Here is a 26226-nt window from a genome sequence, read left to right on the forward strand (position 1 = left end):
ATCAGCAGCCTGAACAGATGTTTGGGCTGCTTTTGAGCAAAATAACAAAAAATGCAAGGAACTTCATGTGATTAAAGAAATTTTACTGGCCGATACCCATAACTATCATGGTATTTTAGATGAACGTTTTATTGATTTAGCCCACCAATTTAGCCGTCTTCAAGATGCTAGAACAGGACAAGGTGGAGCTGCATTAGCGGTTTATTTTAGAGGCCAGAAAGTTGTAGATATCTACACTGGTCTAAAATCACAAAATGAAGCTTGGCAACCTGAAACTTTGGCAGTTTGCTACTCTACAGGTAAAGGCGTACTCGCAACTTTAGCGCATATTTTAGTAAGTGAAGGTTTTTTAGAATACGACAAACCGATTGCGACTTATTGGCCTGAGTTTGCTCAAAATGGTAAAGAGCAAATGACTTTACGTCATGTGCTAAGTCATCAAAGTGGCATGTTTGATATTCGTAATATCATCGAAAGTGCAAGAGAAATGCTCGACTGGTCACATATGTTAAATGTGATTGCAGCGACTAAGCCTAGATTCCTTGCCGGAGAGGGCAATGCGTATCAAGCTTTAACATTTGGTTGGCTTGTCGGTGGAGTACTTGAAAAAGCAACTGGTCAATCTTTAGATCAGCTCATGAAAAAATATCTTGTTGAACCGTTACAGTTAGACGGCGCTTATTTTGGTACGCCTGCAAGTGAGCTAGACCGTGTAGCACGTTTAATAATTCAACCAAAACCAGAAAAACCAGTGTCTACTCAAGTTGAAAAACCTAAAAAGCCACAGACGCGCAAGAGCTCACTCTCTGAAAAAATGATTACTTGGACTGGACAAGACCCTCAAGATTTTCAGGATGCCATGATTCCAAAAGGAATGAAGCATTTTAGTTTCTTTAGTGATGAGGGATTACAAGCAGTTATTCCAGCAGCAAACGGTACATTTACTGCAAATAGTCTTGCTAAAATTTATGCGATGCTAGCAAATCACGGTGAATGGGAGGGACAGCAATTTATTCGCCCAGAAGTATTTAAAGAGCTCAGTACTATCCAAAGTTATGCACGTGATCGTGTCATGCCAATTCCGATGAATTGGCGTTTAGGATATCACCGCATTATTACTATGGGTAAACGCGCTAAAAATGGCTTTGGACATATTGGTTACAATGGTTCAGGAGCGTGGTGCGATCCTGAGCGCGACCTGAGTTTTGCCTATACTCATAACTTTCAAATTGGTTCAATCACGGGTGATTACCGTTTGTGGGGACTGACTCAAGAAGCCTTACGTTGCACTGACCAAATTTTAAAAGGCCGTAAAGGCTGGTTCTAATTTTAGTGTTTTAAAGCTGGTATTCTAATTAATACCAGCTTCTATATTTATAATAATTCTAGGCGAATAATTGCTTCAGTATGACGCTTGAAGTCTTCTTCAGCTAAACCTTGTAAACCAAGTTGATAAATACCTTCTAATCCGCATACAAAGGCAATGAGCCGCCAAGCTATGTCTGTTGAATTAGATATATTTTTAAATTCACCTTCTTTTTTACCAGATTCAATCGCTTGCACAATTGTTTGATGCCAATTCTGCATAGCAAGGTTATAAGCCTTTCGTATTTCAACATCTTGTTCAATTAAGAGTTCTGCTTCATTCCATAAGCGTAAATAGGGCTGAAGTCTATCTATATTTTCTGCACCTAATAAGATGAATAGCCTTTGAAATTGGCTAGTCGTTTTTAGGGTTTGTTCAATTTCATCAAGCTGTTCCATGAGCTTTAAAAAAGCTTCAGCTTTTAAATGAGAGGCCGAAGAAAAGTGGTGGTGAACTTGTCCTGTTGATGTTTGTGCTTCTGTTGCGATTCGGCGTACAGTCATGGCTGTAAAACCTTCAGCCAAAGCAACTTGCATGGCTGCTTGCAGAATCATTTCTCTGCGTTGATCGCGATTAAGATAGGCCATGTTTCTTTCACCTGACTGAATTCGACACAAATTACATTAAAACTAAAAGTTGGACAAGTGTCCAATTGTGTATATAATAACCATAATTTGAACACATGTCCAAGTTTTGGATATTGAAGAGCGTTATGCAAAAAAAATGGTTAATCCTGACAATTATCGTCCTTATATATTTACCAGTTACGATTGATGCAACGGTGATGCATGTTGCAACACCTTCTTTAAGTGCAGCATTGAATTTAACTGCCAATCAGCTTTTATGGGTCATTGATATTTATTCACTGATTATGGCGGGTTTGATTTTACCGATGGGTGCACTTGGTGATCGTATTGGCTTTAAAAAATTATTATTTATTGGAACTGCAATTTTTGGAGTCGGTTCGTTAGCTGCGGCTTTTTCTCCAACAGCTTACGCCTTAATTGCTTCCCGTGCTGTTTTAGGTCTAGGGGCAGCGATGCTTATTCCTGCCACTTTATCAGGCATTCGTAATGCTTTTACCGAAGAAAAGCAGAGAAATTTTGCACTTGGTCTTTGGTCTACAGTGGGTGGTGGCGGAGCAGCTTTTGGTCCATTAGTTGGTGGATTTGTACTAGAACATTTTCATTGGGGAGCTGTATTCCTCATCAATATCCCGATTATTTTAGTGGTTCTGGTCATGATCGCGATGATCATTCCAAAACAACAAGAGAAAACTGATCAGCCAATTAACTTAGGGCAAGCTTTAATTTTAGTCGTGGCAATTTTAAGCCTCATCTATTCAATCAAATCGGCAATGTACAACTTCTCGGTACTTACAGTCGTAATGTTTGTGGTTGGAATAAGTACTTTAATCCACTTCATTCGAAGCCAAAAAAGAACGACCACGCCAATGATTGATTTGGAGTTATTTAAACATCCAGTGATTTCTACCAGCATTGTTATGGCTGTTGTTTCCATGATTGCTTTGGTTGGCTTTGAATTACTCTTGTCTCAAGAGTTGCAGTTTGTACATGGGTTTTCACCATTACAGGCAGCCATGTTTATTATTCCATTCATGATCGCGATTAGTTTAGGTGGTCCATTAGCTGGAATCTGTTTAAATAAATGGGGACTAAGACTTGTATCTACTGTTGGTATTTTAATAAGTGGATTTAGTCTATGGGGGCTTGCTCAGCTTAACTTTTCGACCGATCACTTTTTAGCGTGGACGTGTATGGTCTTTTTAGGCTTTAGCATCGAAATTGCCTTACTGGCTTCAACTGCTGCCATTATGTCATCCGTCCCACCTCAAAAGGCAAGTGCAGCAGGTGCGATTGAAGGTATGGCCTATGAGCTTGGAGCTGGTTTAGGCGTCGCTATTTTTGGGTTAATGTTATCTTGGTTTTATAGCCGCTCAATTATTTTACCAGCAGAGCTTCCGTCGAACTTAATTGAAAAAGCGAGTATCTCGATTGGTGAAACCATGCAATTAGCTTCTAACCTTGAAAGCCCTTTGGGAGGGCAATTGATTGCAGTTGCTCAGCAAGCTTTTAGCTATGCGCATAGTTGGGTGCTTACAATCTCTGCCATTTGTTTCTTCCTTTTAACTGTATTTGTCTGGTTTAGCTTTCCAAAGAAAGTAAATTAAGAAACTCAAAATAGAGGATAAAAAGAGAGATGATTTTTCTTTTTATCCTTAAATATCTTTTTTAATATTTTCTTTATAATAAATTTAGTTATTTAATTCTCATAAACAAACTATTCTTTAATAGGTTTCATGTTTTTATTTCAAAATGATTCAATATTCATGTAATTGAAATTTAATGAAAAATGCATTGATCGAAAATTGACTGTAAAAAAATGGTTTGTTAACCTGCTATTCGAAAATCTAAAAACAAATAAAAGAGGCTGCTGTGAATTTTAAATTAAAAACATCACTCATTATTGGAGCAATTGTTGCGTCTTCACTTGTATATGCCGCAACTGTACTTTCACCAAATCAGAATAATAATAGTGGATCAATTCCATCTGGTTATTCAGATTTAGAATTTTCTTTAGCAAATGGGAATTGGGTCAAAAATCTCTCTTTAACGGCAAGCGCTAATAATTCGGACAAGATTACAATTCGTTCTAGTGCCGCCTATAGTAGTTATTTAGATACTTCTAATACGAATATTCCGTTAGAAGTGTTGAAGATAAATAGTGGAGATGTTTATCAATTCATCTTTAATAGCAGTCAAAATAAATGGATCGCTCAGTTAGCGACAGTGAGTCCTACCAATGGTGCGACTTATGAAGTCGTTCCATTAACAACTGCATCAATGCAAAAAGTACTCATTCAAAATGACAAATGGGCACAAACCATTGCATTGCCAAGTGATGTACGTGACGGAACAACCGTACAAGTTGTTTCTACAGCAAGTGCAAGCTCAGAGATTGATAAAACAAATTTACTATTCCCGAGCAGTTTTACATTAAAAAATGGCTCTGAATATTGGTTTAAATATTATTCTGCTTTAGGAAAATGGGTGCCAGAATATATAAAACCTCAGAAGCTAAATGTTCAGCAAATTGGAACTTCTTTAGCTGCGGTAAGTAGCCCGCTAACGGAAGTTTCATTTGGAGATGGAAATTGGGTTTCCAATTTCACTTTGCCTACCACTGCAAGTGATCGAGATAGAATTATTATCAAGTCTACAGCGACTTGGTCTGCAAAAATTAATAACACCAATATTAATAGCCAAGCGACTTTAATGCTTAAAACAGGCGATCAATATGAGTTTATGTATGTAAGCGACAAAGGATATTGGCAGCTGATCTCTTCACCAACAAAGGTGATTGATTCATCGGCAACAATCCCGGCAACTTTACCGAATATGACTCAGCCCACTTTAAAGGTGAAACTGTCTACATCAAATTGGCAACCGACCTTGCAGCTACCCGCTAAAGCTCAAGTCGGGGATAAGGTGGTTATTGTATCGAATGCGTCGGCAGACACCTATATTAATGCGGCTAATGGCTTGTCTACTGCAATTAAAAATGGTGAAAATCGCCGTTTTATTTACACCGCTCAAGGCTGGACAGTAGATAGTTATTCAATTGATATGTTGTTGGTTTCTAGTCCAGAAGTAAACTCAATTTTAGGTGAGAGCGCTGCAAAACTTAGAATGATTGAAGGCGTAAATTTAACAAATTTAACTGCTGAAAATTCGAATGCACGTTTTTACTTAAGAGATGTGGGCTATTTAACTTATAAAATCCCTGCTACCACTTTAAAAGAAGCAATTTCGACTGGACGAGATGACACGACGGTACAAAATGAGCGAAAACGTGTATTGGCAGACGGTGTTTATTATCAAGGTAATGAACCAGGTGATGGCGGTTGTGGTTGGGCTTGGATCAATGCTTCTGCATATAACATGATTGGCGCAAATGATATTGCAGGTTGTTCTTTTGCGGCTATGCGCCATGAAGTCGGACACAATCTTGGCCTGTACCATAATGGTTCAACCAATATTGGCTCGGGCTTTGCTCATCCGTTAGGAAGTACAGCAATGGGTGGTAATAATATTAATTTTTACTCTAGCCCGTATCTATACAACCCTAAATATGGTGTACGTTTAGGTGAAGAAGGGAAGATTGATGCTGTCAGTGTCATTAACCTGAATGCGCAGAAAATTTCTCTATATAACTAATCTCTATTTTAGCTGTAAATAATGAAGAAAAATAAATTGTTAATAGGAACTGCTATCGCTTGTGTGGTGTTAGCAGTTTTAATCTGGTTTGCTTTTTCACAGCAAAGTTCTTCTGCTTTAACGTCGTCTTTAGAAAGTCAGCATGAGTCTGGGTCAAAAGTGGCAAATAGTCAGAATGAATTTGCTCGTCAAAATATACTGAATTTGAGTACGTCCGAAAAAGAAAGATTGTCTCAACAACAGATTGTTTTTAAGGAAATAGAAAAGGATCAATTGCCTTCTAATCTTAATTTTCCACTGATTAAGAATGCTAAAGGTATGATCATTAAATATGATCCAAATGTGATTGAACTTAAAAAAGTGGGTGACACTGTTAAGTTTCAAATGTTGGAATATGGCATTAATCGCACAGGGAAAATTGTAGAGATCGAACCTGTTGACCAAGATATTGTTCGGTGGACTGGAAAATTTGATCAGGGCGATCCAAATCAGAATTTCTTTACGATTACTCAAAGTCAAAAAGATCACTATACGATCATGCAGATTTTTACCGAGAAAGGAAATTATTCGGCTGAAATTAAGGATGGTGTAGGGCTGGTCCAAACCATGGATGAAGGTGTAACTGATCAAGAGCTTCATCATGATCATCCTTAAACAAATAAATGGTTCTGGTAGAGAAAAGAAGTCAGTTCGCAGTTTATCTGTACGGATATGAGCTTTATGCGTTCACACTCTTTTAAAAACAAAGTATGCTTATGCCTGTAACAAGGAGCATACATGTATCAAGTACTTGCTAGAAAATACCGTCCACGTAATTTCAATGAGTTAGTGGGGCAAAACCATGTTTCTCGTGCATTAAGTAGTGCATTGGAACGCGGTCGTCTTCACCATGCTTATTTATTTACAGGAACGCGTGGTGTAGGTAAAACTACAATTGCACGTATTTTAGCCAAGTGTTTGAACTGCGAAACGGGTGTGACTTCTACACCATGTGAAGTCTGTGCAACCTGTAAAGCAGTAAATGAAGGCCGTTTTATTGACCTGATTGAAATCGATGCTGCTTCAAGAACAAAAGTAGAAGATACGCGTGAACTTTTAGACAACGTTCCTTATGCGCCAACGCAAGGTCGTTTTAAAGTTTACCTGATTGACGAAGTACATATGCTTTCTACGCATTCTTTTAATGCGTTATTAAAAACACTAGAAGAACCACCAGAACACGTTAAGTTTCTATTTGCTACGACTGATCCACAAAAGCTACCGATTACGGTTATTTCACGTTGTTTGCAATTTACTCTACGGCCTTTAGCCGTCGATGAAATTACCAAGCACCTTGGCGCTATTCTTGAAAAAGAGCAAATTAATGCTGATCAAGATGCAATTTGGCAAATTGCTGAATCTGCTCAAGGTTCATTACGTGATGCATTATCTTTAACTGACCAAGCGATTGCTTATGGTCAAGGTTCTGTACATCATCAAGATGTTAAAGAAATGCTTGGCTTGATTGACCGTACGATTATTTATGATTTGATTTTAGCGATTCATCAGAACCAACGCGAGAAAGTTAGTCAGCTTTTATTGCAATTTAGACATCAAGCGCTAGATGTTTCACTTGTGCTTGATCAGTTGATTTCGACATTGCATGAATTGGCAATTTTACAATATCTACCTGATTTGAGTTTGAAATATAGCGATGAAATCAATCGCAAAATCATGCAACTGTCTAAGCTGATTTCTGCTCAAGATTTGCAGCTTTATTACCAAATCGCATGTAAAGGTCGTTCAGACTTGCAACTTGCCGTAACGCAAGAGCAAGGTTTTGAAATGTGTGTTTTACGCTTATTGGCATTCCGTCCTTTAACGCCAAATGAAATTTTAGTATCAGAGCCTGTTCAACAAAATGAACAAGCAGTGGTGAATCACCAACTACAGCAACCAGTTCAAGAGATTGCTCCTGTAAGTACTGTTCAGCCTGTTGAAGTTATTAGTCAACCCGCTATGGTTGAACCTGAACCTGAACCTGAACCAGAACCTGAACCTGACCCTGAACCTGAACCTGAACCTGAACCTCAGTCTAATCAGGATTTAATGGTATTTGACCCAAATCATCATGAGTTGATTGGACTTGAGTCAGCAGTTGTTCAAGAGACGGTTAGTGTTATTGAAGAAGATTTCATTCCGGTACCAGAACAAAAGTTAGTACAAGTTCAGGCAGAAGTCCAAACTAAAAATATTGAACCTGAACCAGCTTTCACTGCTGAACCTATGGGTTTATTTGAAACGCCTAACGCTGAATTTTCGTTGGCCCAAGATACGCCTGATCTTGCTTCTGAACCTGTTATTGAACAACAGTCATTTGTACAAGCCGAAGTAATGGTTCAAACAGAAACAGTTGCAGTTGTGAAAAAGTCTAGCGAAACTGATAACGGGCAGCTGATGCCACAAGATATCTTGAAGCTGGCTCCTCAAGTTTTGGAAGGTGAGTGGACACTTGAAAAATGGGAATATTGGTTTAGAAACAGTCAGCTTTCTCCAGCCGTCCAAGAACTTGCGCAGCATGGTGTGATGACTGGTGAAATTGGTGGCAATACTATTTTCCATATTCCTCAAGAATATGAAAATATGCTGACCCAGTTACAGCAAGGCCTCATTGATGCATTAAATGAGCAATGGCCGAATACTCAATTTACAGTTGAATATGGTGCTTTGAATACATCTACCCCATATACCATTCAAAGTGCGCGTAAAGAAAAAGCCTTTCACAGAGCTGCTGAGCTATTACAGCAACAGCCAGTTATTAAAAGTCTCATAGAAACTTTTGATGGTGAATTACAAAATATTCAATTAAAGCCTTAAATTCATCTGATTTTTGATCTGGTGCAGAATATGAAAATAATAGAATTTTCATATTTTTCACTGGATTGAAATATTTGGGTCATGTCACTGTCATTGTAGTTTTCTATGTTAGCCATTTTAGATTTTAAATGGATTGTACATAGCAATGAAAAGGCAATGCACTGGAATAAATTGTTTTAAATATTCATATTTTTTATTAATCGGCGCGATTCTGCTGAGTGGTTGTAACGACTCATCAAATGATAATTCAAATACACCAGAAACAGGTAAAAAGCCTGTAATGCGCTGTGCTCCATAAACTTAAATAATAAAAAGAACCTGATCATGATTACACGTCGTAAATTTTTAAATTATTCTTTAAATATGGGTTTTGGTGCTGCGGCGTTGGCAGCTTTCCCATCTAGCATTCAAAAAGCTTTAGCAATTCCTGCAAACAATAAAACTGGCACCATTCAGGATGTCGAACACGTTATTATTTTAATGCAGGAAAACCGATCTTTTGACCATTATTTTGGAACATTAAAAGGCGTTCGAGGTTTTGCTGACCGCTTTACAATTCCTCTACCAAGTGGCCGCCGTGTTTGGGAGCAGCTTAGAAGTAATGGGCAAGTTTTAACGCCTTTTCATTTAGATGGTACAGCCAATAATGCGCAGCGTGCAGATGGTACGCCACATACGTGGAATGACAGCCAGCTAGCTTGGGATAATGGGCGTATGGCGAATTGGCCAGCCCATAAAACTGATATATCCATGGGTTATTTTAAAGAAAAAGAAATTCCATATCAGTTTGCACTTGCGAATGCCTTTACGATTTGTGATGCCTACCATTGCTCTATGCACACTGGAACAGATGCAAACCGCTCTTTTCATTTAACTGGTACAAATGGTGCAACACCGACCAAGCGTTCATTTGTAAACAATGAATGGGACTGGATTGATGGTAATCCCGCTACGGCAGATCGCGGTTACACGTGGAAGACTTATGCTGAGCGTTTGGAAGAAGCAGGGATAAGCTGGATTTGTTATCAAAATATGCCAGATGAATGGGGCGATAACATGCTTGGAGCATTTCGTACGTTTAGAAAGGCAAATATTGCATCTGGTTATCCAGTTGCAAGCGGTGGTGAACCAAATAAACCATATGCAGATACGGGACAAAAGCTACCGTATAAAGCCTATGATGCGGCTACTGATAATGCCAAAAATCCACTCTATAAAGGCATTGCAAATACATTGCCGGGAAATAAACCTGAAGAATATCTCGATGCTTTTAAACGCGACATTCGTGAAGGTAAGTTACCTCAAGTGTCTTGGATTAATGCTCCATCAATTTACTGCGAACATCCAGACCCTTCAAGCCCTGTCCAAGGCGCTTGGTTTATTCAAGAAATTATTGATGCTTTAACAGCTGTGCCAGAGGTTTGGAGTAAAACAGCACTCATTATCAATTTCGATGAAAATGATGGTTACTTTGACCACGTACCGTCACCATCAGCGCCATCTCGTCTCAAAAATGGCCAGTACGCAGGCAAATCGACATTAAGCAGTGCCGATATGCAGGATGAATATTTTGACCACGCTGCGCCTGAAGGAAGCCATTCTCAGCCTACACCTGATGGACGCGTTTATGGTCCGGGCCCTCGTGTTCCGTTATATGTGATTTCACCATGGAGCCGTGGTGGTTGGGTGAATTCACAAGTATTTGACCATACTTCTGTGCTCATGTTTTTAGAAAAACGTTTCGGTGTAAAAGAGCCGAATATCAGTCCATATCGCCGTGCAGTGTGTGGTGATTTAACCAGTGCATTTAACTTTAAAACACCAAATGCAGATGTTTTACCGCAGCTGAATGGTAAACAAACACGTGTGCAAGCAGATGAGCTAAGAGAAAATCAAGAAGCTTTGCCAGCTGTGCCTGTACCAACGGATATTAAGTTACCGATTCAGCAAAGTGGTATACGTCTATCGCGTGCGCTACCTTACGAGTTGCATACCAGCGCGCGCTGTAAAGTGGATGGTAAGGTGCAATTGATTTTCTCTAATACAGGTCAGCAAGCAGCGGTTTTTCATGTTTATGACAAACTTAACTTAGACCTTATTCCAAAGCGTTATATCGTTGAGCCGAATAAAACTTTAGATGATGAATGGGATGCTTTAAAAGATAACTTGGGCCGTTATGACCTATGGGTACTTGGCCCAAATGGCTACCATCGTCATTTCAAAGGGGATACTCAACGGATTGTCGATAGTAGTGTTAAACCTGAAATCCGAGTGTGCTATGACATTGCTAACGGTGATGTTTATGTTGAACTCATGAATGAAGGAACCAAAGATGCACTTTTGACAGTAAAACCTTGTGCATATCGACAAGATGCGCCTTTACAACTTACCGTAAAAGCTGGACAGCTTGTTAAGCAACATTGGGCTTTGGCTGACGTGGGACATTGGTATGATTTTGAAATTACGAGTCAGAGTGATCCATATTATTACCGACGTTTTGCTGGCCGAGTTGAAACGGGTGAAGACTCTTTTAGTGATCCCGCAATGATGTAAATTTAGGTGGGCAAAAAGAACAGATCATTTTCTTTTTGCCCCATTTTTTATAATAAATAACTTTTTAAAGCTTCACGAACTGACTCAGAAATGGGCACAGTCTTACGCGTTTCGCGATCAACAAACACATGCACAAAATGTCCTTGAGCTGAGGCTTGATCTTGACCTTGTTTAAAGATTGCCAATTCATAACGTAGTGAAGTCGTACCAATTTTACCAATCGCAACACCTACCTGAATAATTTCTGGAAATGATAACTCTTGAAAAAAGCTACACGCTGAATCAACCACTAAGCCAATTGATTTTGCTTCATGAATATCAAAACCTGTTTTTTGAATAAGCAATGCATTGGCTGCTGTATCGAAGTAGCTATAGTAAGTCACATTATTCACATGACCATAGATGTCGTTATCTGCCCAACGCGTTTGAATATCTAAAAAGAACTTAAATTGATCTCGGGTTTTTAAAACTGGTTTAGTCATTAATGAATCGCCTGATAAATTGCCAAAGCAGCGGCTTCTGTCATGTCTCGTGGATTATTTTGTAGTAAGCGAGTTTGTAACATGGCATCTTGAGCAAGTCGGGGTAAACTCGATTCATCAATACCCAAATCTCTAAGTTTTAAGGTCAAGCCACTACGGTCTAAGTGGTTCTGCATGTGGTCAATAAACAGATCACACAAGCCATCAGTGCTGCCATTGCTGTATGGGTCGAGCCATTGCATAAGCTCTGCATAGTATTTTTTTGCATTGGGCGCATTAAATTTTAATACTTCAACCAGCACTAAAGCATTGGTATGTCCATGCGACAAATGAAAATGACCGCCCAGTGGGTAAGCTAAAGCATGCACAGCAGCAACAGGCGAGTTTGCAAACGCTTGACCTGCGAGCATTGAACCGAACAGCATGTTTTGACGTGCTTCTAAATCATTACCATCTTTAAGAACTTTCGGTAAGTTATGGTTCAGTAGCTTCAAAGCATTCTTAGCTAAAATATCGGTATAAATATTTTTCTTGTGTTTAGAGGTATATGCCTCAATGGCGTGTACCATCGCATCGATACCTGTTGCAGCGGTAATATGTGCCGGAAGGTTTTGAGTAAAAGTAGCATCAAGAATCGCAGTGTCGGCGTACAGTACTGGAGAGACAATCCCCATTTTTGTCGTTTCACCCGTGGTCACAATTGAGATAGGTGTTACTTCTGAACCTGTACCCGCTGTCGTTGGAATTAAAATAAGCGGAAGGCGAACTGTTGTTACTTGGTTTACGCCATACATCTCTTGCAAACTTTGAGTTTGGTTGGGGTGGGCGAGTAAAGCAATTACTTTTGCAACATCCAAAGAACTGCCACCACCAAAACCAATAATGACATCTACATTTTGCTGTTTTGCATAGGTGGCTGCTTCTAAAACGACTTGTTCTGGTGGGTCAGCCTGAACATCTGCATAAATGACATATTCAATATTGAGCGTATCTAAAATTTGAAGAATAGGCTGGTGTAATTGATTTTTGACCATGCCAGAATCAGTGACTAGTAATAACTTATGGTAAGCTTTTGAAGACAAAACATTCTGTAATTCTTGTATAGAGCCTAAGCCAGAGATGATATTTGGAACGGTTTGAAATTGAAAATGGCTCATATACATTATTTCCTTATTTTTGAAAATTATTGTCGAATGGTTCTATAAGATTCAATCTTCAAATAACTTAGCATAAGACATCTTAAAATAAAGTAGTTCTGGGGCAATTATGTTGAGTGTTATATGAGATAGCCACTATTTTCATGTGGTCAGAGTCAGGCGATAGACGGAGATCATGCAAGTAATTTAAAAGATCATCGAAAGGTGGGCTTTTTGTTATTTATACTGTTCAGTAGATTTTCCTGAAGGCTGCTAATTCATATAATGTCTTAACAATTTATAATTTTATTCGGTTCAAAAAGTGAAAATTTCTAAAACTTTACTTAGTATTATTGGATGCACTTGCTTCATGCTGAGCTCCGCAGTAATGGCTCAAACTAGCTCTAGCGTCTATTCACCAAAAAAGGGTGTAATTTGTGACAAATATATTTGTGCTGACAAGAAGGGTGTATCTAAAAAACTTACCGCCAAATACTTAGGAACTCACAAAGCCAACAGAGCATTCTCTCAAGGCGATTTTGATACATCAGCATTTACACTCTCAAATGGTGTGTTCTGTGATACCAAAACGAAACTATGTCATGTCGATCGATATTTTGAGAATGGGCATCGTAGCAAGATTGATAGAACTATGACTGATAAGTTATTTAAAAATAAATGATTTCTGTCTTCATTTTGCTTAAAAGCCCATAATATTTGGGCTTTTCTTTAGATAATATAAGATAAATAGATTACTAATTAAAAATTATCCAAGCTCTGAAAAATCAGTTTTTTACTTAGGTTTTTTGAATATATCAATAAGAACTAGTTTGATAAGTTGTATTATTGGCATTTAAAAAATTATGGGCTTGCAATTATGATTGCGGTAGCATTTGTTTTAATTAATGCGGACTCTTAACACATTAAATCCTTAATTATCATGGATGAATAGTAAGGCAAAATAATTAATGAATTAATTAGAAAATCAGAGATGTTATTCAAAATAGTTAACTACGCTTATGTTTGTCACTTATCGGATTTTATAAAAATATTTACCTACTTGTTTATACTAAGTGTTCAAAATAAAAACAGGATAATGATGTGAAAAAGATAATTCTAGCGACAATAATGAGCTTTGGTGGAATAGGGAATACTTTTGCAGAATGTACTTATAACTTTGATGCAACCCTAACTCAATTACAATCTTTAGGTAATACTTCTGTTCAGAAGTTCCCAACTATTACGGGAAATAAGTTTTCCTATAAAACCTCTCAACAAAGTCCAATTTATATGGCTTACAGTCAGGACTATCTTGCTAGAGCATTAGCCGCAAATGATTCTCAAGCTTCACTCTATACGCGTGGTGATAAAATATTACCGACAACCGGAATAATAGCTTTTGAATATAAAATTAAAGTTCCTACACTAGGCAATACTGGTTATGTAAATATTTTCCCGGCCTTATCTGGTGGAATCATGCAGAACGGTAAGGCTGTACATTTTATCGTTGCTTACCAACATGGGCCGACAACTAATAATTTTTATATTCAAACTACATCAAATGATAGCGCATTAGTTACTAATGGATTTAGTTTACCTTCGGAAGTTACTTCTGATGGTTACCAAAAGATTGGTATTTACATTAATCAGAACTCTAATCAAGTTGGTTTAGTTTTTAATGGGGTTAACAAAGGTTATTTTGCTACTTTCCCATCCAAACTAGATAACTTGTATTTTTCATTAACCTCTAATTTTTATGATTTAGCAGCAACTGATGCGAACAAAGATGTTTCGATTGAGTTTCTACTTGATCAATCAAAAATTACACAAAGTTATCCGACTGGTACTAAGGATATTTGTGGAGTAGCTTTATAAAAAGTCTGTTAAATTTAAAAAAATTCTCATCAGCCACTTTCGAGTGGCTTTTTTACAGTTAAACGAAAGTGAAATGAACAGAACAGATTATTCCTTATTTCTGCGAGAAATGAGTTTTAGTTCCAGATTATTAAGATCTATGATTTGATTAGATGAATCAATAAGCTTTAATTTGAGTTGATCATCTGAATTCTTCTTAAAAACTTTCACGACATCTTTATCTGCTTCAATAAAATTACTACCAGATTCAAGCATGGCAAGTAAAACAATATTTAGGCTTTTACCTTTTTGGGTGAGTAAGTATTCTTTGCGCTCTCGTACACCCACTTCCTTATAAATTGATAGTTCAAATATTTCTAATTGAATGAGGTGTTTTAGACGATTAGATAAAATTTGCTTCGATATAGCTGTATTTTCTAGAAAATCATTAAATTTCGTTACGCCGTAAAAAGCTTCTCTCAACAATAGGATCGTCCAACTATCGTTCAATATCTCAGCAATTTTGAAGATTCCACATGTATCTACTGAAAATCTTTGATCTGGAATAATATTTGACATTCTAGGAAGCTCCAATTAACATGAGTCTATAATTTAGACCTAGACTTAATTCAGGTAGCATTATGCCATTTATAAATATACAAACTATAGAGGGTTTACTAGATAAAGATAGTAAAGCCGAGCTTTTCAAACGAATAACAGATTTATTTGTCGAGATAGAAGGAAAGGGAAATCCAGCTTTTCAAGAGCATGTCTGGATACGAATTGATGAACATCCACCTGAACAGTGGCAATTAGGTAGCTTAAGGCCAACGAAGGAAATGATTGAGTTAATTAGCAACGTTAAATGATTATTTTGGGCCTTTTACTAAAGCTGTATTAGAAAATCATAAGTTGTACGTTAAGTAGTTGCTATCCTGTTTTAGGATTTAAAACTCATATAATTATTAATAATGTGAGTATCTACTTTGCTGTAAAAGCTCTCTTCGGAGGGCTTTATTGTTTTATTCAAAATTAGAAGGTCAGCTACTTTATCGACTTATTTATCAACTTTTAATCTATTGATAAACATTATTTTCCTTTTCAAGCCATGTGAGTTTTGACAAAATGCAACACGTCACAATGGTCAATTCGATTCTGACAATAATTTATAGTTCTGTCAGGGTTTTACATGCTCCATATTTATTTCTATTTAATTCAAATGTTTGGAAGTAGTTTCTAATGGCAACACAGTATAAGGTGTTATGCGTCTGTTTAGGAAACATTTGTCGTTCTCCCACGGCTGAAGTGGTTTTCAGACATTATTGTGATGCACATCAACTTAATGTCATTGTCGATTCAGCTGGAACGAGTAATTATCATCCAAATAAAGCACCTGATCAGCGTAGCCAGTTGCACGCTAAAAAAAGAGGTTATGACTTGTCGTCTTTACGTGCAAGGCAGCTTTCAACACAGGACTTTTTAGAGTTTGATTTGATTTTGGCAATGGATCACCAAAACTTTGATGATATTCATGACATGCTACAAAGCGCTATTTTTCAATTTGGTAGCCATCAAATTCGAGCAAAAGTAGCTTTAATGAGTGAGCATGATCCTCAATATCTGCAACAAGCCTTACCTGATCCATATTATGGCGGTGCTGATGGCTTCGAGCGCGTACTTGACCAATGCGAGTCTAGTAGTTTGGCGTGGATTAATATTTTAAAAAAACAATTGAATGTTTAAGAATAGGTTTTTCAACACAATGCAAATTCAAAATCAGGTACAGCTTAAGCCATTCAATACATTAAGTTTAGATGCAACAGCTTCACATTACACAAAAGTCGGTAATATTCTGGATATTGAAGAAGCTTTGGATTTTGCTAAGCAGCATCATTTAAATGTACTTGTGTTATCGGGCGGTAGTAACATGTTGTTGCCGCAGCAGATCAATGCCTTAGTGATTCATCTTGATATTCAAGGAATTGAAGTTTTATCTGAAGATCATGATTTCGTTCGGGTTAAAGTGGGTGCAGGGCAGGTTTGGCACGATTTTGTTTTATATAGCACTCAGCAAAATTGGTTTGGTTTGCAGAATTTAGCGCTTATTCCAGGCTTAGTGGGTGCGTCACCTGTACAAAACATTGGTGCTTATGGAGTAGAGGTTGGTGAGTTTATTGAGTCGGTACAAGTGTATGACCGTAAATTAAAAGAAACTCAAACAATTTTAGCCGCAGAATGCCATTTCGCTTACCGCCATAGTATTTTTAAAGATGATCCGAGCCGTTACATCATCACGCATGTCACTTTTAAATTACTTAAACAGCCAAATTTAAAACTTAACTATGGTGATTTGAAACAAGCAGTTGGAGACAATCAGACTGCTGAGAACTTACAAAATCAAGTAATCCATATTCGTCAAAGTAAACTCCCTGATCCAAAAGAATATCCAAATGTAGGTAGTTTCTTTAAAAATCCGATTGTTAATCCTCAAGAATTTGAACGTCTAATCACACAATTCTCAACAATTCCACATTATCCTCAAGCCAGTGGAAACGTTAAAATTGCAGCAGGATGGTTAATTGATCAGGCGGGTTGGAAAGGGAAGCAACTCGATATGGTAGGGATGTTTCATAAACAGGCATTAGTTTTGGTGAATTATGCCAATGCATCTCTTACTGATGTAAAGAAAACTTATCAGGCTGTACAACATGATGTTGATCAGCGTTTCCATATTATGTTAGAACCAGAGCCTGTGCTTTATAACAGTTTAGGTTTAATTGAAAATCATACGGAATAGTTTTATGCCAAAAGTACACTTAATGGTACGTTTAGTACAAGTAGTCACCGTGCTATTTGTACTATTAGGCTGTTTCGTGGTTTTTTTATATTCGCCGTTTTATTCAAAATTAATTGTAGCTGGACTTAATTATTTTGTACCGGTCGATGTGAATCAAGTCGCCGCTGAAAGTCAGAGACAGGCGGCATTAAGTGAACATGATAATTTAGAGCCGGGTTCAAATCTATGGATTGCTCGTCAAGCGTATTTAAAGCTGACTGAAAAAGCTTTACGTGAAAAAAAGACAACAGATCTGACCTATCTTCAAGAAAACTATAAGGCTTTGCAGCAAATTATTCTTTTAGAAGAAAAGGAACAAGATTCAGAGGCAGCCGCTTCTGTAACGGTTCCTTTAGTCGTGAAAAACTCAGAAATTGATGCTGCTGATGAAGCAAGTAGCCCTATTGATGAAGCACTCTTTATTAATAGTTCAGAAAATAAGGCCCTTACAGAGCAATATACCGAGTTTTTAGCAAGAAAACCTGTAGTGCCAGAACACCAGAAAGCTGTTAGCGAACCTGAACAGAAAATCGAGTATGTTCGTAAAAATCCTTTACCAGCTCCAGCTAAAAAGTTATCACAACCTTATGCAATTGTTGTTTTAGGTGGTGGTTTGACTCTTGATAAAAATGGAAAAGATATTGTAGTTAATGGTTATACACGCTTGAGACTGGAAAAAACCTTAGAAGTTGAAAAACAAAATCAGCTTCCTATTGTACTTAGCGGTGTTGAAGCACCTTATATGCAAGCTTGGTTAAAAGAGCGCGGAGTTGATGCAAAGTTACTAGAAAAACGTAGTATGAATACTTGTGAGAATACAAGATTCAGTTCTCTCTTGCTTCAGAAAAAGGGTGGAGCACCGACGGTCATGTTGGTTACAGATGAATACCATATGCCGCGTACTCGTCGACTATTTGCTTTAAATGGTATTGAAACCATTCCTGTTGTGGCTCCAATGCCAACACCACTGACACGCTGGCAACCAAGTGTGCAAAATTACGATCATAGCCGTCGTGCAAATTATGAATTACTTGCGACAATTCGCGACATGTTGTTTGGCTCAAGTGATTGTCGAGAGGTACCTTAATGTCAGATATCCCATTTCTCAATCCTGCCGTATTAAAACAATTAGATTTGCCGGTTCCTAACCGTGATCTTACGCCACAGGTTTTAAGTCCACTTAATTTAAATACATTAGAAGAACCGTCTCGAGATTTACTAGCTTACCGTAAGTTATATGGTTTGCATTTACTTGAATGTGATCATTGGCAGGGCTATGTTCAAATGCCTTTGTTTCGATTACATGTGCAAGTTTTCAAGCCTAAAGTAGAAAAAATACAAGGTACTGTCTGCTTATTACATGGCTATCTTGAGCATAGTGGTATTTATCAGCCCATTATTCGTGAAATTCTTGAACAAGGCTTTAGTGTCATTACCTATGACTTACCAGGGCATGGTTTAAGCAATGGCTCACCAGCAAGTATTCAAAATTTTGATCATTATCAACAAGTTCTGATGGCTGTTTATCAATATGTAAAACATGCAGATCAGTTACCAAAACCTTGGGTAGGAATTGGACAAAGTACGGGTGGCGCAATCTGGATGCATCACTTATTGGAATATGCTGAAAAACGCCAAGATCCGATTGTAGATAGAGTTTTGCTACTTTCTCCTTTGATTCGTCCTGCAAAAACAGCATGGTGGCATAACCCAGTTGGATTGGGCATTATTCGCCGTATTAAGCGCCAAGTACCGAGACACTTTAGACGTAATAATCATAATCCTGAATTTTTACGTTTCATTCGTTTAAAAGATCCTTTGCAACCTCGAATGATGGGTATGGACTGGATTTTGGCAATGTCTAAATGGATGCAAGAAATGGAAGAGCGGCCAGCTTGTCGTATTCCCGTCTGGCTTGCACAAGGTGCTCTCGATCAGACGGTTGATTGGCGTTACAACATTGAATTTATTCGTCGCAAATTTAGGTTGCAAACGTTATTAATGCTAGAAGAAGGATCTCATCAATTAATTAATGAGCGTGCGGATATACGTGCAGCTTTAACGGGATTGATTCCAGCATTTTTACATGCGAAGCCAAAACATTTTTATTATTAAAAAATAATGCATCTATCCAAAAAAATTGGATAGATGCATGAGTTAATCTTTGTACTTTATTTTGAATTTTGATAAAGCTGCATAAAGTTTTTATAAACCGAAGACTGCTTTTGTGGACTATACATATTGCGTTCGATTGTTCCCTTATCCGTTTTTATCAAAACATTTACATTTTGAGCACTTTTAAACTCTTGCAAGAATTTACTTGGAATAATAAAGAAAGTTGTAGAATGTTTAGGAACTAATCGGCTCACATTCGTTTTTTCAGTTGATTGAGCAGGTTGATAGTTAAATCGTTTCCCATCAATATCAAATGTTAACTCGTTAATATCATAAAAGTTATAACTACTACTTAAATGAACATCTACACGAAGCTGATCTTTTTGATTCTCGTTCCATCTCACGAGCAAGCTGGGGCATAGTTCAGTTGGGGAGCAGTTTAGCTGACCCGCTGTCTTTACCTCTTTAGGAGCTGTTGTACTAACCTGTGTGGTGCTACAAGCCGCTGTAAGTAGACATGAACCCAATAAGAGTAGAGATTTCTTCATCATATAAATTCCAAGAGAGTATGCTTAATATTATTTATGTTAAGTGTAATAAATTTTGACATAAATTAACGCATAGATGGGCTTAAAAATACAAATGGTTTTGCAATTTTAAAAGAAGAAGTGGCATCACCTGCATATATATGGCTTTGATCGGGGCCTAAATCTAGTCTACGAGTTTTACCATCTTTAAAATTAATCTTTTTCAAATCAACCCAAAATACATTTGGTGATAGTGCTGACTCGAAAAAGTAAAGCATCTGTTTATGATCGGCCACAGTTCGCCAGCGAGTTGAAGAGATATTCGGTTCTTCTTGGGTATTTAGTCCATAGGGAACAGACGCATTTCGAATGACACTAAATACAGAGGCTTGAGCTTGTTTACTATCATCATTTTTAGGAATTGCATTGATGTAAAAAGATGCACGTGCAAAGCGATCGGATGCTCGATTTGTACCGGGGAGCATGATTGTTCCACCAATTTGTTTCCAATATTCGGCAAGTGCAAGTTGCTTATCGAAAGTAGGCGAGTTAGTCATGACTTGATAGCTGCGACTATGGTGAATCACTTGTTTTCCGCCAATATATTCAATAATTGCACTATCACCTGTTTTGTCAGAAATAGATAAATGCAGGGTAGTGAGGCGTGTTTCGCCTGGGACATTATCGGTCACAATCGTGTAAGGTTCTTTTTCTAATGCTTTAACGGCTTCATCGACAGTTGCGAAATTATCGAGTACATATTGAGCCCAAACTGCAATACTGAGTAAAGGCTTATCCGTTTTTTTCACATCTGGATATTGAGACTCCACTAACCATAAAATGTTAGCAACCAAGCCAGCTTCATTCATTCCATCTGTTGTGGAAACTTCATAGCCTGTGGCAATTACACTTCCATATTTAGACGTCCATTTTATTGAATTGGAGCCTGCACTACCATCACGACTAACCCCGCTTGGCATAATCCACAAATTTGTACCCGTATCAACTTTCCAGTCCATTGAGCGAGCAGTAATAATATGTTGGTTATTGCCTAAATATACGGCACGTGTACAAGCAACAGCATAGCTACTTAAACCTACTGCTAGTGCGACAAAAGAAGAGATGAATGTTTTTTTCAACATGATGAGATACCTTCTTGTTATAAGCATTAAAAAATTTTTATTAAATAAAATTAAATTGTGTACGTTATTTATACTTTTATATTAGGTGAAAAATCTATTAAAGACAAATTAAAAGGGGAGTGAAATTTGAGGGGAAATCACATATTCAATTCAAATATGGAAGAGCATCACACTCTAAATGTAATGCTCAACATATCAAGTTAATATAAATTAAAAGTGATTAGCATCTGCCATATTCCACATCCGATAATAAAAATTATCATCGTCATTATTAAGTTCAGACTGTAAAAGTTCGCCCTCTTTTAAGAAAAAATGCAATTGAGCATAGTTCTTAATTTCACGGTCATTTACTCGCTGAGCCAAATGGTGAGCTTTAATATCAGAAGGGTGACGTAAACCAGCCGCAGCAATCATTTCTGATAATGCATGCAATGTATTTTTATGAAAATTAAATACTCGTTCTGATTTAGTTGGTACATCAATTGCTTTTTGACGGTCTTTATCTTGGGTCGCAACACCTACAGGACACTGGTTAGTGTGACAGCTTTGTGCCTGAATACATCCAACAGCAAACATGAAACCACGTGCTGAATTAACCCAATCTGCACCTAGAGCAAAAGTACTGGCAATATCGAAGGCACTAATGATTTTACCACTCGCACCAATCTTAACTTGATCTCTTAGTCCTGCACCCACAAGGGTGTTATGAACAAAACGTAAGCCTTCACGTAATGGAGTACCAATATTGTCGCTAAACTCAATTGGCGCTGCGCCTGTACCACCTTCAGATCCATCAACGACTATAAAGTCAGGAACAATTTTTGTTTCTAGCATTGCTTTAACAATACTCATAAATTGCCAAGGCTGACCAATACAAAGTTTAAAACCAACTGGTTTACCTCCAGATAATGTGCGCAATTTCTGTAAGAAATGCATCATTTCAATAGGGGTAGAAAAACTAGAATGCTTTGCCGGAGAAATACAGTCATGATCGCGAGAAACACCACGGATTTGTGCAATTTCTGCGGTAATTTTATGTTTAGGTAAAATACCACCATGGCCTGGTTTTGCGCCTTGGGAAAGCTTCAGCTCAATCATCTTGATCTGTGGTAATTGAGATTGCTTGGCAAACTTTTGCTCGTCAAATTTCCCATCTAAAGTACGACAGCCAAAATAACCGCTGGCAATTTGCCAAACAATATCACCGCCATTTTCTAGGTGATAAGGGCTTAAACTACCTTCGCCAGTATCATGATAGAACCCGCCTAACTGCGCACCTTTATTTAACGCGCGAATAGCATTGGCACTTAAACTACCAAAGCTCATGGCAGAGATGTTCATAATTGATGCACTATACGGTTGAAGGCATTGTGCATTACCCACCTGAATACGAAAGCTCTTTGGATCTGCTGGTGGACAAGGGCTTATTGAATGGACAATGAATCGATAATTTTCTTGATAAACGTCAATGATTGAACCAAATGGTTTATCTGCATTTTCATTTTTAGCACGCTGATAAACTAGACTTCTTTGCATACGAGAAAAAGGTAGAGCATCTTGATCCGCTTCAATAAAGTATTGGCGAATTTCTGGACGTATATCTTCAAACAAAAAACGGAAATGCCCCATAATTGGATAGTTTCTTAGAATTGAATGTTTATTCTGCAAAACATCGTAAAGGCCTAATAAACTTAGTGCACCAGTAAGCACCCATAACCCGTTAAGGAGAGTATCAGAAATAAAATAATAGATACTATGAGGGGTGTATACGGTTCGAAACCAAGTTATGCTTAGTGCAGTAAAAATACATAAGAACCAGAGAGAATGGCGCGAAAAGAATGTATTGAGAAATTTATGTCGAATGATTTGTGCTGGACTCGCCATATTGGAACAAATTCCTAATGTTTTACTGGTACATACCTTGCCAATAAGTAAGTGAAACTACAAGTGTGGAATTGTTAGTTTCAAGAGAAAACAAACAGTACAGCTGTGGTTCACTCAATTTAGAAATAGATTTTAAAAAAAAGTATTTAAGCGATTATTAATATCTAATTTGGAGGTTTAGGAGATTAAATAAATTATCAAATACTTAATTATTAAATTGATATATTTTATAAATTTTTAGCTGTAATAAAGAATATTTCTATTAAGTATTTTCATTGAAAGGGATGTGGATTAATTGGATTTAACTTTAGATTTAATTAATAATAAATTTTTTATTTGTATATTTTTTGATTTAATTAATGTTGTCCTAATTAATTATTTTTTGCTAATATAAATAAATTGAAATTTTTTTTAATACACATTACTACAACTATATAAGATTCTAAAAAATCATTTAAGGACTGAAATGAATTGGAAACTATTAATCTGCTCCGTTTTTTTCACAGACATTTTTTTCTTAACCTTAATGTTCTATCTAGGTTTTGATCTAGATACTTTCAAAAAAGTCGCTCTAGTACAAAGTATATTAGTTGCTGCAACTATAATATTTGACTCTATGGAAAGAAAGAATAATCCTATATTTCCTGGATCTATCGTTTATCCCTTACTGGGTATTTTATTCGTTTTTGGGTTTACACCTATTCTAGATTTTTTTGCAGAAAGACCTAAAGGATTCCATAGCTGGGACATTAAAAATATTTTAGTAATTGGGTCGCAAAGTGCAGATTATCAATTCAGAGAGTTAGCTTGGTATGGTAAAGCCTATATACAGTTGGGTTTTGCTATGGGAGGTGGTTTTATTGGCTTGATTTTTCATTTAATTTTTAGAAATAGTTAAGCTATCACGAACTTCTTTTTGTAGAGGGAAATTGTGTAAGTGCTGAAAATTCTTAAAAAATCTTAGAAGTATCGATAAGTTACTTAGATTTCTTATTCATAAAATATTCTTTTCTTATTCATTTAAAATATATAGAATAATCAGTAGCTTAATTTTTGTTCATTATTTTTTTACCAAAAATTAAAAAAACATAAAATACTAAAAGTGATGGTAAACTTTAACTAATGAAAATCTATACTTTTTTTAGTAAAACTAATAAAAGTTAGATAAAAGTATCGAAAATCGATATAAAAAGCGTGATAAACCATAAAAATTTTTATAATTGAGAAATTCATCAGAAGTTGAATTATTAATTGATATTTAGAATGAAAGTTATGTTAGTGTTTTTGTTGTTTTTTTGTATTATGCGCCGTAAGTAGAGTAAAAAAATAACGCTTTGAAAAAACAATCAGAAAAGCTAGTGATTGTGATGGGGAAGGCTAGTTTTTACATCTATTAATTTTATTGGCGTAATGTAAAAAGGTTTTTAACCATGAAAAAGTCTCTCATTTTATCAGTAATTACTTTGGGTTTAATGTCTATCAATGCGGCAAATGCTGCAACTGCAACAGGTACTTTGACTGTTAAAGCAACAATTACAAATAGCTGTGTATTGAATACTTCAGCTACAGGTACAACAGCTAACGCAGTTTTAGATTTTGGTACTTTAAGTTCTCTTGCGAGCAACGTAGACGCAGACACCACAACGACAGGTGGTACTGCAATTAAAGTTTTATGTAACAACACTGTGCCATGGACTTTGGCTTTCGATGCCGGCAAAAATGCTCAAACGACTCAACGTCGTATGATCGGTGGTGCAACCAGCAACGAATTTATTCCTTACAACCTTTTCTCTGACACTAACCGTGCAACAGCAATTGGTATTGCAACAACTGCATATAGCGGTACTGGTACTGGTGCGCCACAAACAGTTAACGTCTATGGTCGTATTCCAGCTGGCTCAACTTTACCAAGTGCTGGTAGCTATGTTGACACAGTAACCGTAACAGTGACTTATTAATTTTTAATAAGTTTTATTGTGTCATTGCTAGCTCTTGATTTGGAGAGCTAGCCTAATTTGAGAAAAGTCGTTCTGGGCAAATTATGAGAAAAAATATCTTTGTTACTACAAGTTTATTATTATTTTTGCCTAGTATGTTGAATGCTGCATCAATTCGTCTTTCGCCTGTAAGTGTTGAAATATTAAGCGATCAAGCTGCGTCCTCAATTAGCTTATATAACCAGTCGAATGAAAGCAGTGATTTGCAGGTACGTGTATTTGAATGGCGTCAAAATGCTGGGCAAGATCAATTAATACCTACAGATGAGATCGCGGTTAGTCCACCATTTTTAAAATTACAACCTAATGATTCTTATAACTTACGTGTAGTTAGAATTAATCCAGTACCAGTTTCTGATGAACAAACCTATCGTATAATTATTGATGAACTACCAAAACCGATTGATAACCGTAAAGTGGATCAGGGCGTTAATGTACTACTACGTTCGTCATTGCCTTTATTTGTAGTCAATAAAGATGCAATTACTAAACTTACTTGGTCAATACAACAAGAGCAAAATAATTCCTCACTTATAATTAATAATGTTGGAAATCGACATGCACTTTTAAGCAATTTAACGCTTGTTGATACAACAGCGAATAAAAGCTATGCCATTAAAGTAAATACGGTGAATGGTTATATTCTTGCTGGTAAAGCAAGAAATTTTAATATTAGCCCTGATTTTAAATTTCAAACGGATCATAAATATAATATTTCATTGAATATTAACGGTAAGCAAACATCTCTTTAAAGAGGCACACATGAAATATCTCGTAAGTGCCTTATGTGTTATGTACTTGCCGATTCATGCTTTTGCTGAATCATTGCAAGATAGCACCAATGCTGCTTTACCAAGTATTCCGGAAGTTACAAACTCTTCTCATCAGGTATTCATCTCTGATAAGGCGTACACACAGCTTTTCTTAAAGATTTCTATTAATTCGAGTATTTCAACAGATTTGATCTCGGTTCGCCAAGATCAAGATAGAAAGCTGTATATCCGTTCTCGTGACTTAAAAGTTTTAAGAATGAAAATGGATGAGCAGACTCCTGATAATCAATGGGTGTGTATTGATGAGCTAAAAGGAATCCGTTTTAAATATCTAGAGAATGAACAGGCTCTAAATTTACAAGTTCCGTCAAACATGTTGACGGATTATTCAGTTGACTTAAATGGTCAGCAGGTCACCAGCCCTCATTTGCTGAAAATGAAGCCCTTAAACGCGGCTATTCTGAACT

Annotated in this window: 23 protein-coding genes and 1 pseudogene; 17 read left to right on the top strand and 7 right to left on the bottom strand. The window is 36.9% G+C overall.

Annotation, left to right across the window (positions count from 1 at the left end):
- Positions 1–67: 67 nt before the first annotated feature.
- The gene (locus ODQ17_RS15470) at positions 68–1327 is read left to right on the top strand and encodes a serine hydrolase domain-containing protein (protein ID WP_322904859.1); all 1260 of its coding nucleotides are present in this window, start codon (positions 68–70) and stop codon (positions 1325–1327) included.
- A gap of 47 nt (positions 1328–1374) precedes the next feature.
- On the opposite strand, the gene ODQ17_RS15475 is transcribed toward ODQ17_RS15470, so the two are convergent.
- Positions 1375–1953 carry a TetR family transcriptional regulator gene (locus tag ODQ17_RS15475; protein ID WP_005306446.1) on the bottom strand — a complete coding sequence of 193 codons (579 nt, stop codon included), beginning with the start codon at positions 1951–1953 and terminating at the stop codon, positions 1375–1377.
- A gap of 125 nt (positions 1954–2078) precedes the next feature.
- Between ODQ17_RS15475 and amvA the strand changes: the two genes are divergently transcribed.
- The 5 genes from amvA (at position 2079) to ODQ17_RS15500 (ending at position 11013) form a co-directional block, all read left to right on the top strand.
- The gene (gene amvA / locus ODQ17_RS15480) at positions 2079–3557 is read left to right on the top strand and encodes a multidrug efflux MFS transporter AmvA (RefSeq protein ID WP_151685115.1); all 1479 of its coding nucleotides are present in this window, start codon (positions 2079–2081) and stop codon (positions 3555–3557) included.
- 265 nt (positions 3558–3822) lie between these two features.
- A complete protein-coding gene (cpaA, locus tag ODQ17_RS15485) occupies positions 3823–5604 on the top strand; it encodes a metalloendopeptidase CpaA (protein ID WP_322904861.1) in 1782 nt (593 codons plus the stop codon).
- 21 nt (positions 5605–5625) lie between these two features.
- Positions 5626–6258 (top strand): metalloprotease secretion chaperone CpaB, encoded by a 633-nt coding sequence (gene cpaB, locus ODQ17_RS15490; RefSeq protein WP_322904863.1) that lies wholly within the window; start codon positions 5626–5628, stop codon positions 6256–6258.
- 123 nt (positions 6259–6381) lie between these two features.
- Positions 6382–8460, top strand: a complete 2079-nt coding sequence (locus ODQ17_RS15495; protein WP_322904865.1) for a DNA polymerase III subunit gamma/tau — start codon at positions 6382–6384, stop codon at positions 8458–8460.
- 324 nt (positions 8461–8784) lie between these two features.
- On the top strand, positions 8785–11013 hold the full coding sequence (locus ODQ17_RS15500) for a phosphocholine-specific phospholipase C (protein ID WP_322904867.1): 2229 nt from the start codon (positions 8785–8787) through the stop codon (positions 11011–11013).
- A 47-nt stretch (positions 11014–11060) separates the two neighbouring features.
- On the opposite strand, the gene ODQ17_RS15505 is transcribed toward ODQ17_RS15500, so the two are convergent.
- On the bottom strand, positions 11061–11495 hold the full coding sequence (locus tag ODQ17_RS15505; protein ID WP_199977790.1) for an acyl-CoA thioesterase: 435 nt from the start codon (positions 11493–11495) through the stop codon (positions 11061–11063).
- Positions 11495–12652, bottom strand: a complete 1158-nt coding sequence (locus ODQ17_RS15510; RefSeq protein ID WP_322904869.1) for an iron-containing alcohol dehydrogenase — start codon at positions 12650–12652, stop codon at positions 11495–11497. The genes ODQ17_RS15505 and ODQ17_RS15510 overlap by 1 nt, the downstream gene beginning before the upstream one ends.
- Positions 12653–12953: 301 nt before the next feature.
- Between ODQ17_RS15510 and ODQ17_RS15515 the strand changes: the two genes are divergently transcribed.
- Both ODQ17_RS15515 and ODQ17_RS15520 read left to right on the top strand, forming a co-directional pair.
- Entirely contained in the window at positions 12954–13313 is a 360-nt protein-coding gene (locus ODQ17_RS15515; protein ID WP_442872425.1) for a YcgJ family protein, read from the top strand.
- Between the two features lie 419 nt (positions 13314–13732).
- Positions 13733–14506 (top strand): DUF4882 family protein, encoded by a 774-nt coding sequence (locus ODQ17_RS15520; RefSeq protein WP_322904873.1) that lies wholly within the window; start codon positions 13733–13735, stop codon positions 14504–14506.
- 87 nt (positions 14507–14593) lie between these two features.
- Here the strand turns inward: ODQ17_RS15520 and ODQ17_RS15525 are convergent, their stop codons facing one another.
- A complete protein-coding gene (locus ODQ17_RS15525) occupies positions 14594–15064 on the bottom strand; it encodes a winged helix-turn-helix transcriptional regulator (protein WP_322904875.1) in 471 nt (156 codons plus the stop codon).
- Between the two features lie 62 nt (positions 15065–15126).
- Here ODQ17_RS15525 and ODQ17_RS15530 point away from each other — a divergent pair, with 62 nt between their 5' ends.
- From ODQ17_RS15530 to ODQ17_RS15550, 5 genes are all read left to right on the top strand, one after another.
- Positions 15127–15354: a tautomerase family protein gene (locus tag ODQ17_RS15530; RefSeq protein ID WP_111854160.1), complete on the top strand. Its 228-nt coding sequence runs from the start codon at positions 15127–15129 to the stop codon at positions 15352–15354.
- 370 nt (positions 15355–15724) lie between these two features.
- Positions 15725–16228: a low molecular weight protein-tyrosine-phosphatase gene (locus ODQ17_RS15535; RefSeq protein WP_322904878.1), complete on the top strand. Its 504-nt coding sequence runs from the start codon at positions 15725–15727 to the stop codon at positions 16226–16228.
- A 19-nt stretch (positions 16229–16247) separates the two neighbouring features.
- Positions 16248–17282 carry a UDP-N-acetylmuramate dehydrogenase gene (gene murB / locus ODQ17_RS15540; RefSeq protein ID WP_322904880.1) on the top strand — a complete coding sequence of 345 codons (1035 nt, stop codon included), beginning with the start codon at positions 16248–16250 and terminating at the stop codon, positions 17280–17282.
- 4 nt (positions 17283–17286) lie between these two features.
- Positions 17287–18408, top strand: coding sequence for a YdcF family protein (locus ODQ17_RS15545; protein WP_004791740.1), 1122 nt, complete (start codon positions 17287–17289; stop codon positions 18406–18408).
- Entirely contained in the window at positions 18408–19436 is a 1029-nt protein-coding gene (locus tag ODQ17_RS15550) for an alpha/beta hydrolase (protein ID WP_004791742.1), read from the top strand. Before ODQ17_RS15545 ends, ODQ17_RS15550 begins: the two co-directional genes overlap by 1 nt.
- A 56-nt stretch (positions 19437–19492) precedes the next feature.
- Here the strand turns inward: ODQ17_RS15550 and ODQ17_RS15555 are convergent, their stop codons facing one another.
- The 3 genes from ODQ17_RS15555 to ODQ17_RS15565 form a co-directional block, all read right to left on the bottom strand.
- The gene (locus ODQ17_RS15555) at positions 19493–19987 is read right to left on the bottom strand and encodes a hypothetical protein (RefSeq protein WP_322904882.1); all 495 of its coding nucleotides are present in this window, start codon (positions 19985–19987) and stop codon (positions 19493–19495) included.
- Positions 19988–20049: 62 nt separating this feature from the next.
- Complete coding sequence (locus ODQ17_RS15560; RefSeq protein ID WP_322904884.1) at positions 20050–21105, bottom strand: linear amide C-N hydrolase; 1056 nt, start codon at positions 21103–21105, stop codon at positions 20050–20052.
- Positions 21106–21315: 210 nt separating this feature from the next.
- Entirely contained in the window at positions 21316–22989 is a 1674-nt protein-coding gene (locus ODQ17_RS15565; protein ID WP_004791750.1) for an FMN-binding glutamate synthase family protein, read from the bottom strand.
- A 466-nt stretch (positions 22990–23455) separates the two neighbouring features.
- Here ODQ17_RS15565 and ODQ17_RS15570 point away from each other — a divergent pair, with 466 nt between their 5' ends.
- The 4 genes and pseudogenes from ODQ17_RS15570 to ODQ17_RS15585 form a co-directional block, all read left to right on the top strand.
- Positions 23456–23887 carry a hypothetical protein gene (locus tag ODQ17_RS15570; protein ID WP_322904886.1) on the top strand — a complete coding sequence of 144 codons (432 nt, stop codon included), beginning with the start codon at positions 23456–23458 and terminating at the stop codon, positions 23885–23887.
- A gap of 532 nt (positions 23888–24419) precedes the next feature.
- Complete coding sequence (locus ODQ17_RS15575; RefSeq protein WP_049836917.1) at positions 24420–24947, top strand: Csu type fimbrial protein; 528 nt, start codon at positions 24420–24422, stop codon at positions 24945–24947.
- An 83-nt stretch (positions 24948–25030) separates the two neighbouring features.
- Positions 25031–25738 (top strand): fimbrial biogenesis chaperone, encoded by a 708-nt coding sequence (locus ODQ17_RS15580; RefSeq protein ID WP_322904889.1) that lies wholly within the window; start codon positions 25031–25033, stop codon positions 25736–25738.
- Positions 25739–25778: 40 nt separating this feature from the next.
- Positions 25779–26226: pseudogene (locus tag ODQ17_RS15585) on the top strand (fimbria/pilus outer membrane usher protein); the annotation flags it as partial.

This window comes from Acinetobacter sp. IRS14 (genome assembly GCF_034650275.1).
GTDB classification, from domain to species: domain Bacteria; phylum Pseudomonadota; class Gammaproteobacteria; order Pseudomonadales; family Moraxellaceae; genus Acinetobacter; species Acinetobacter oleivorans.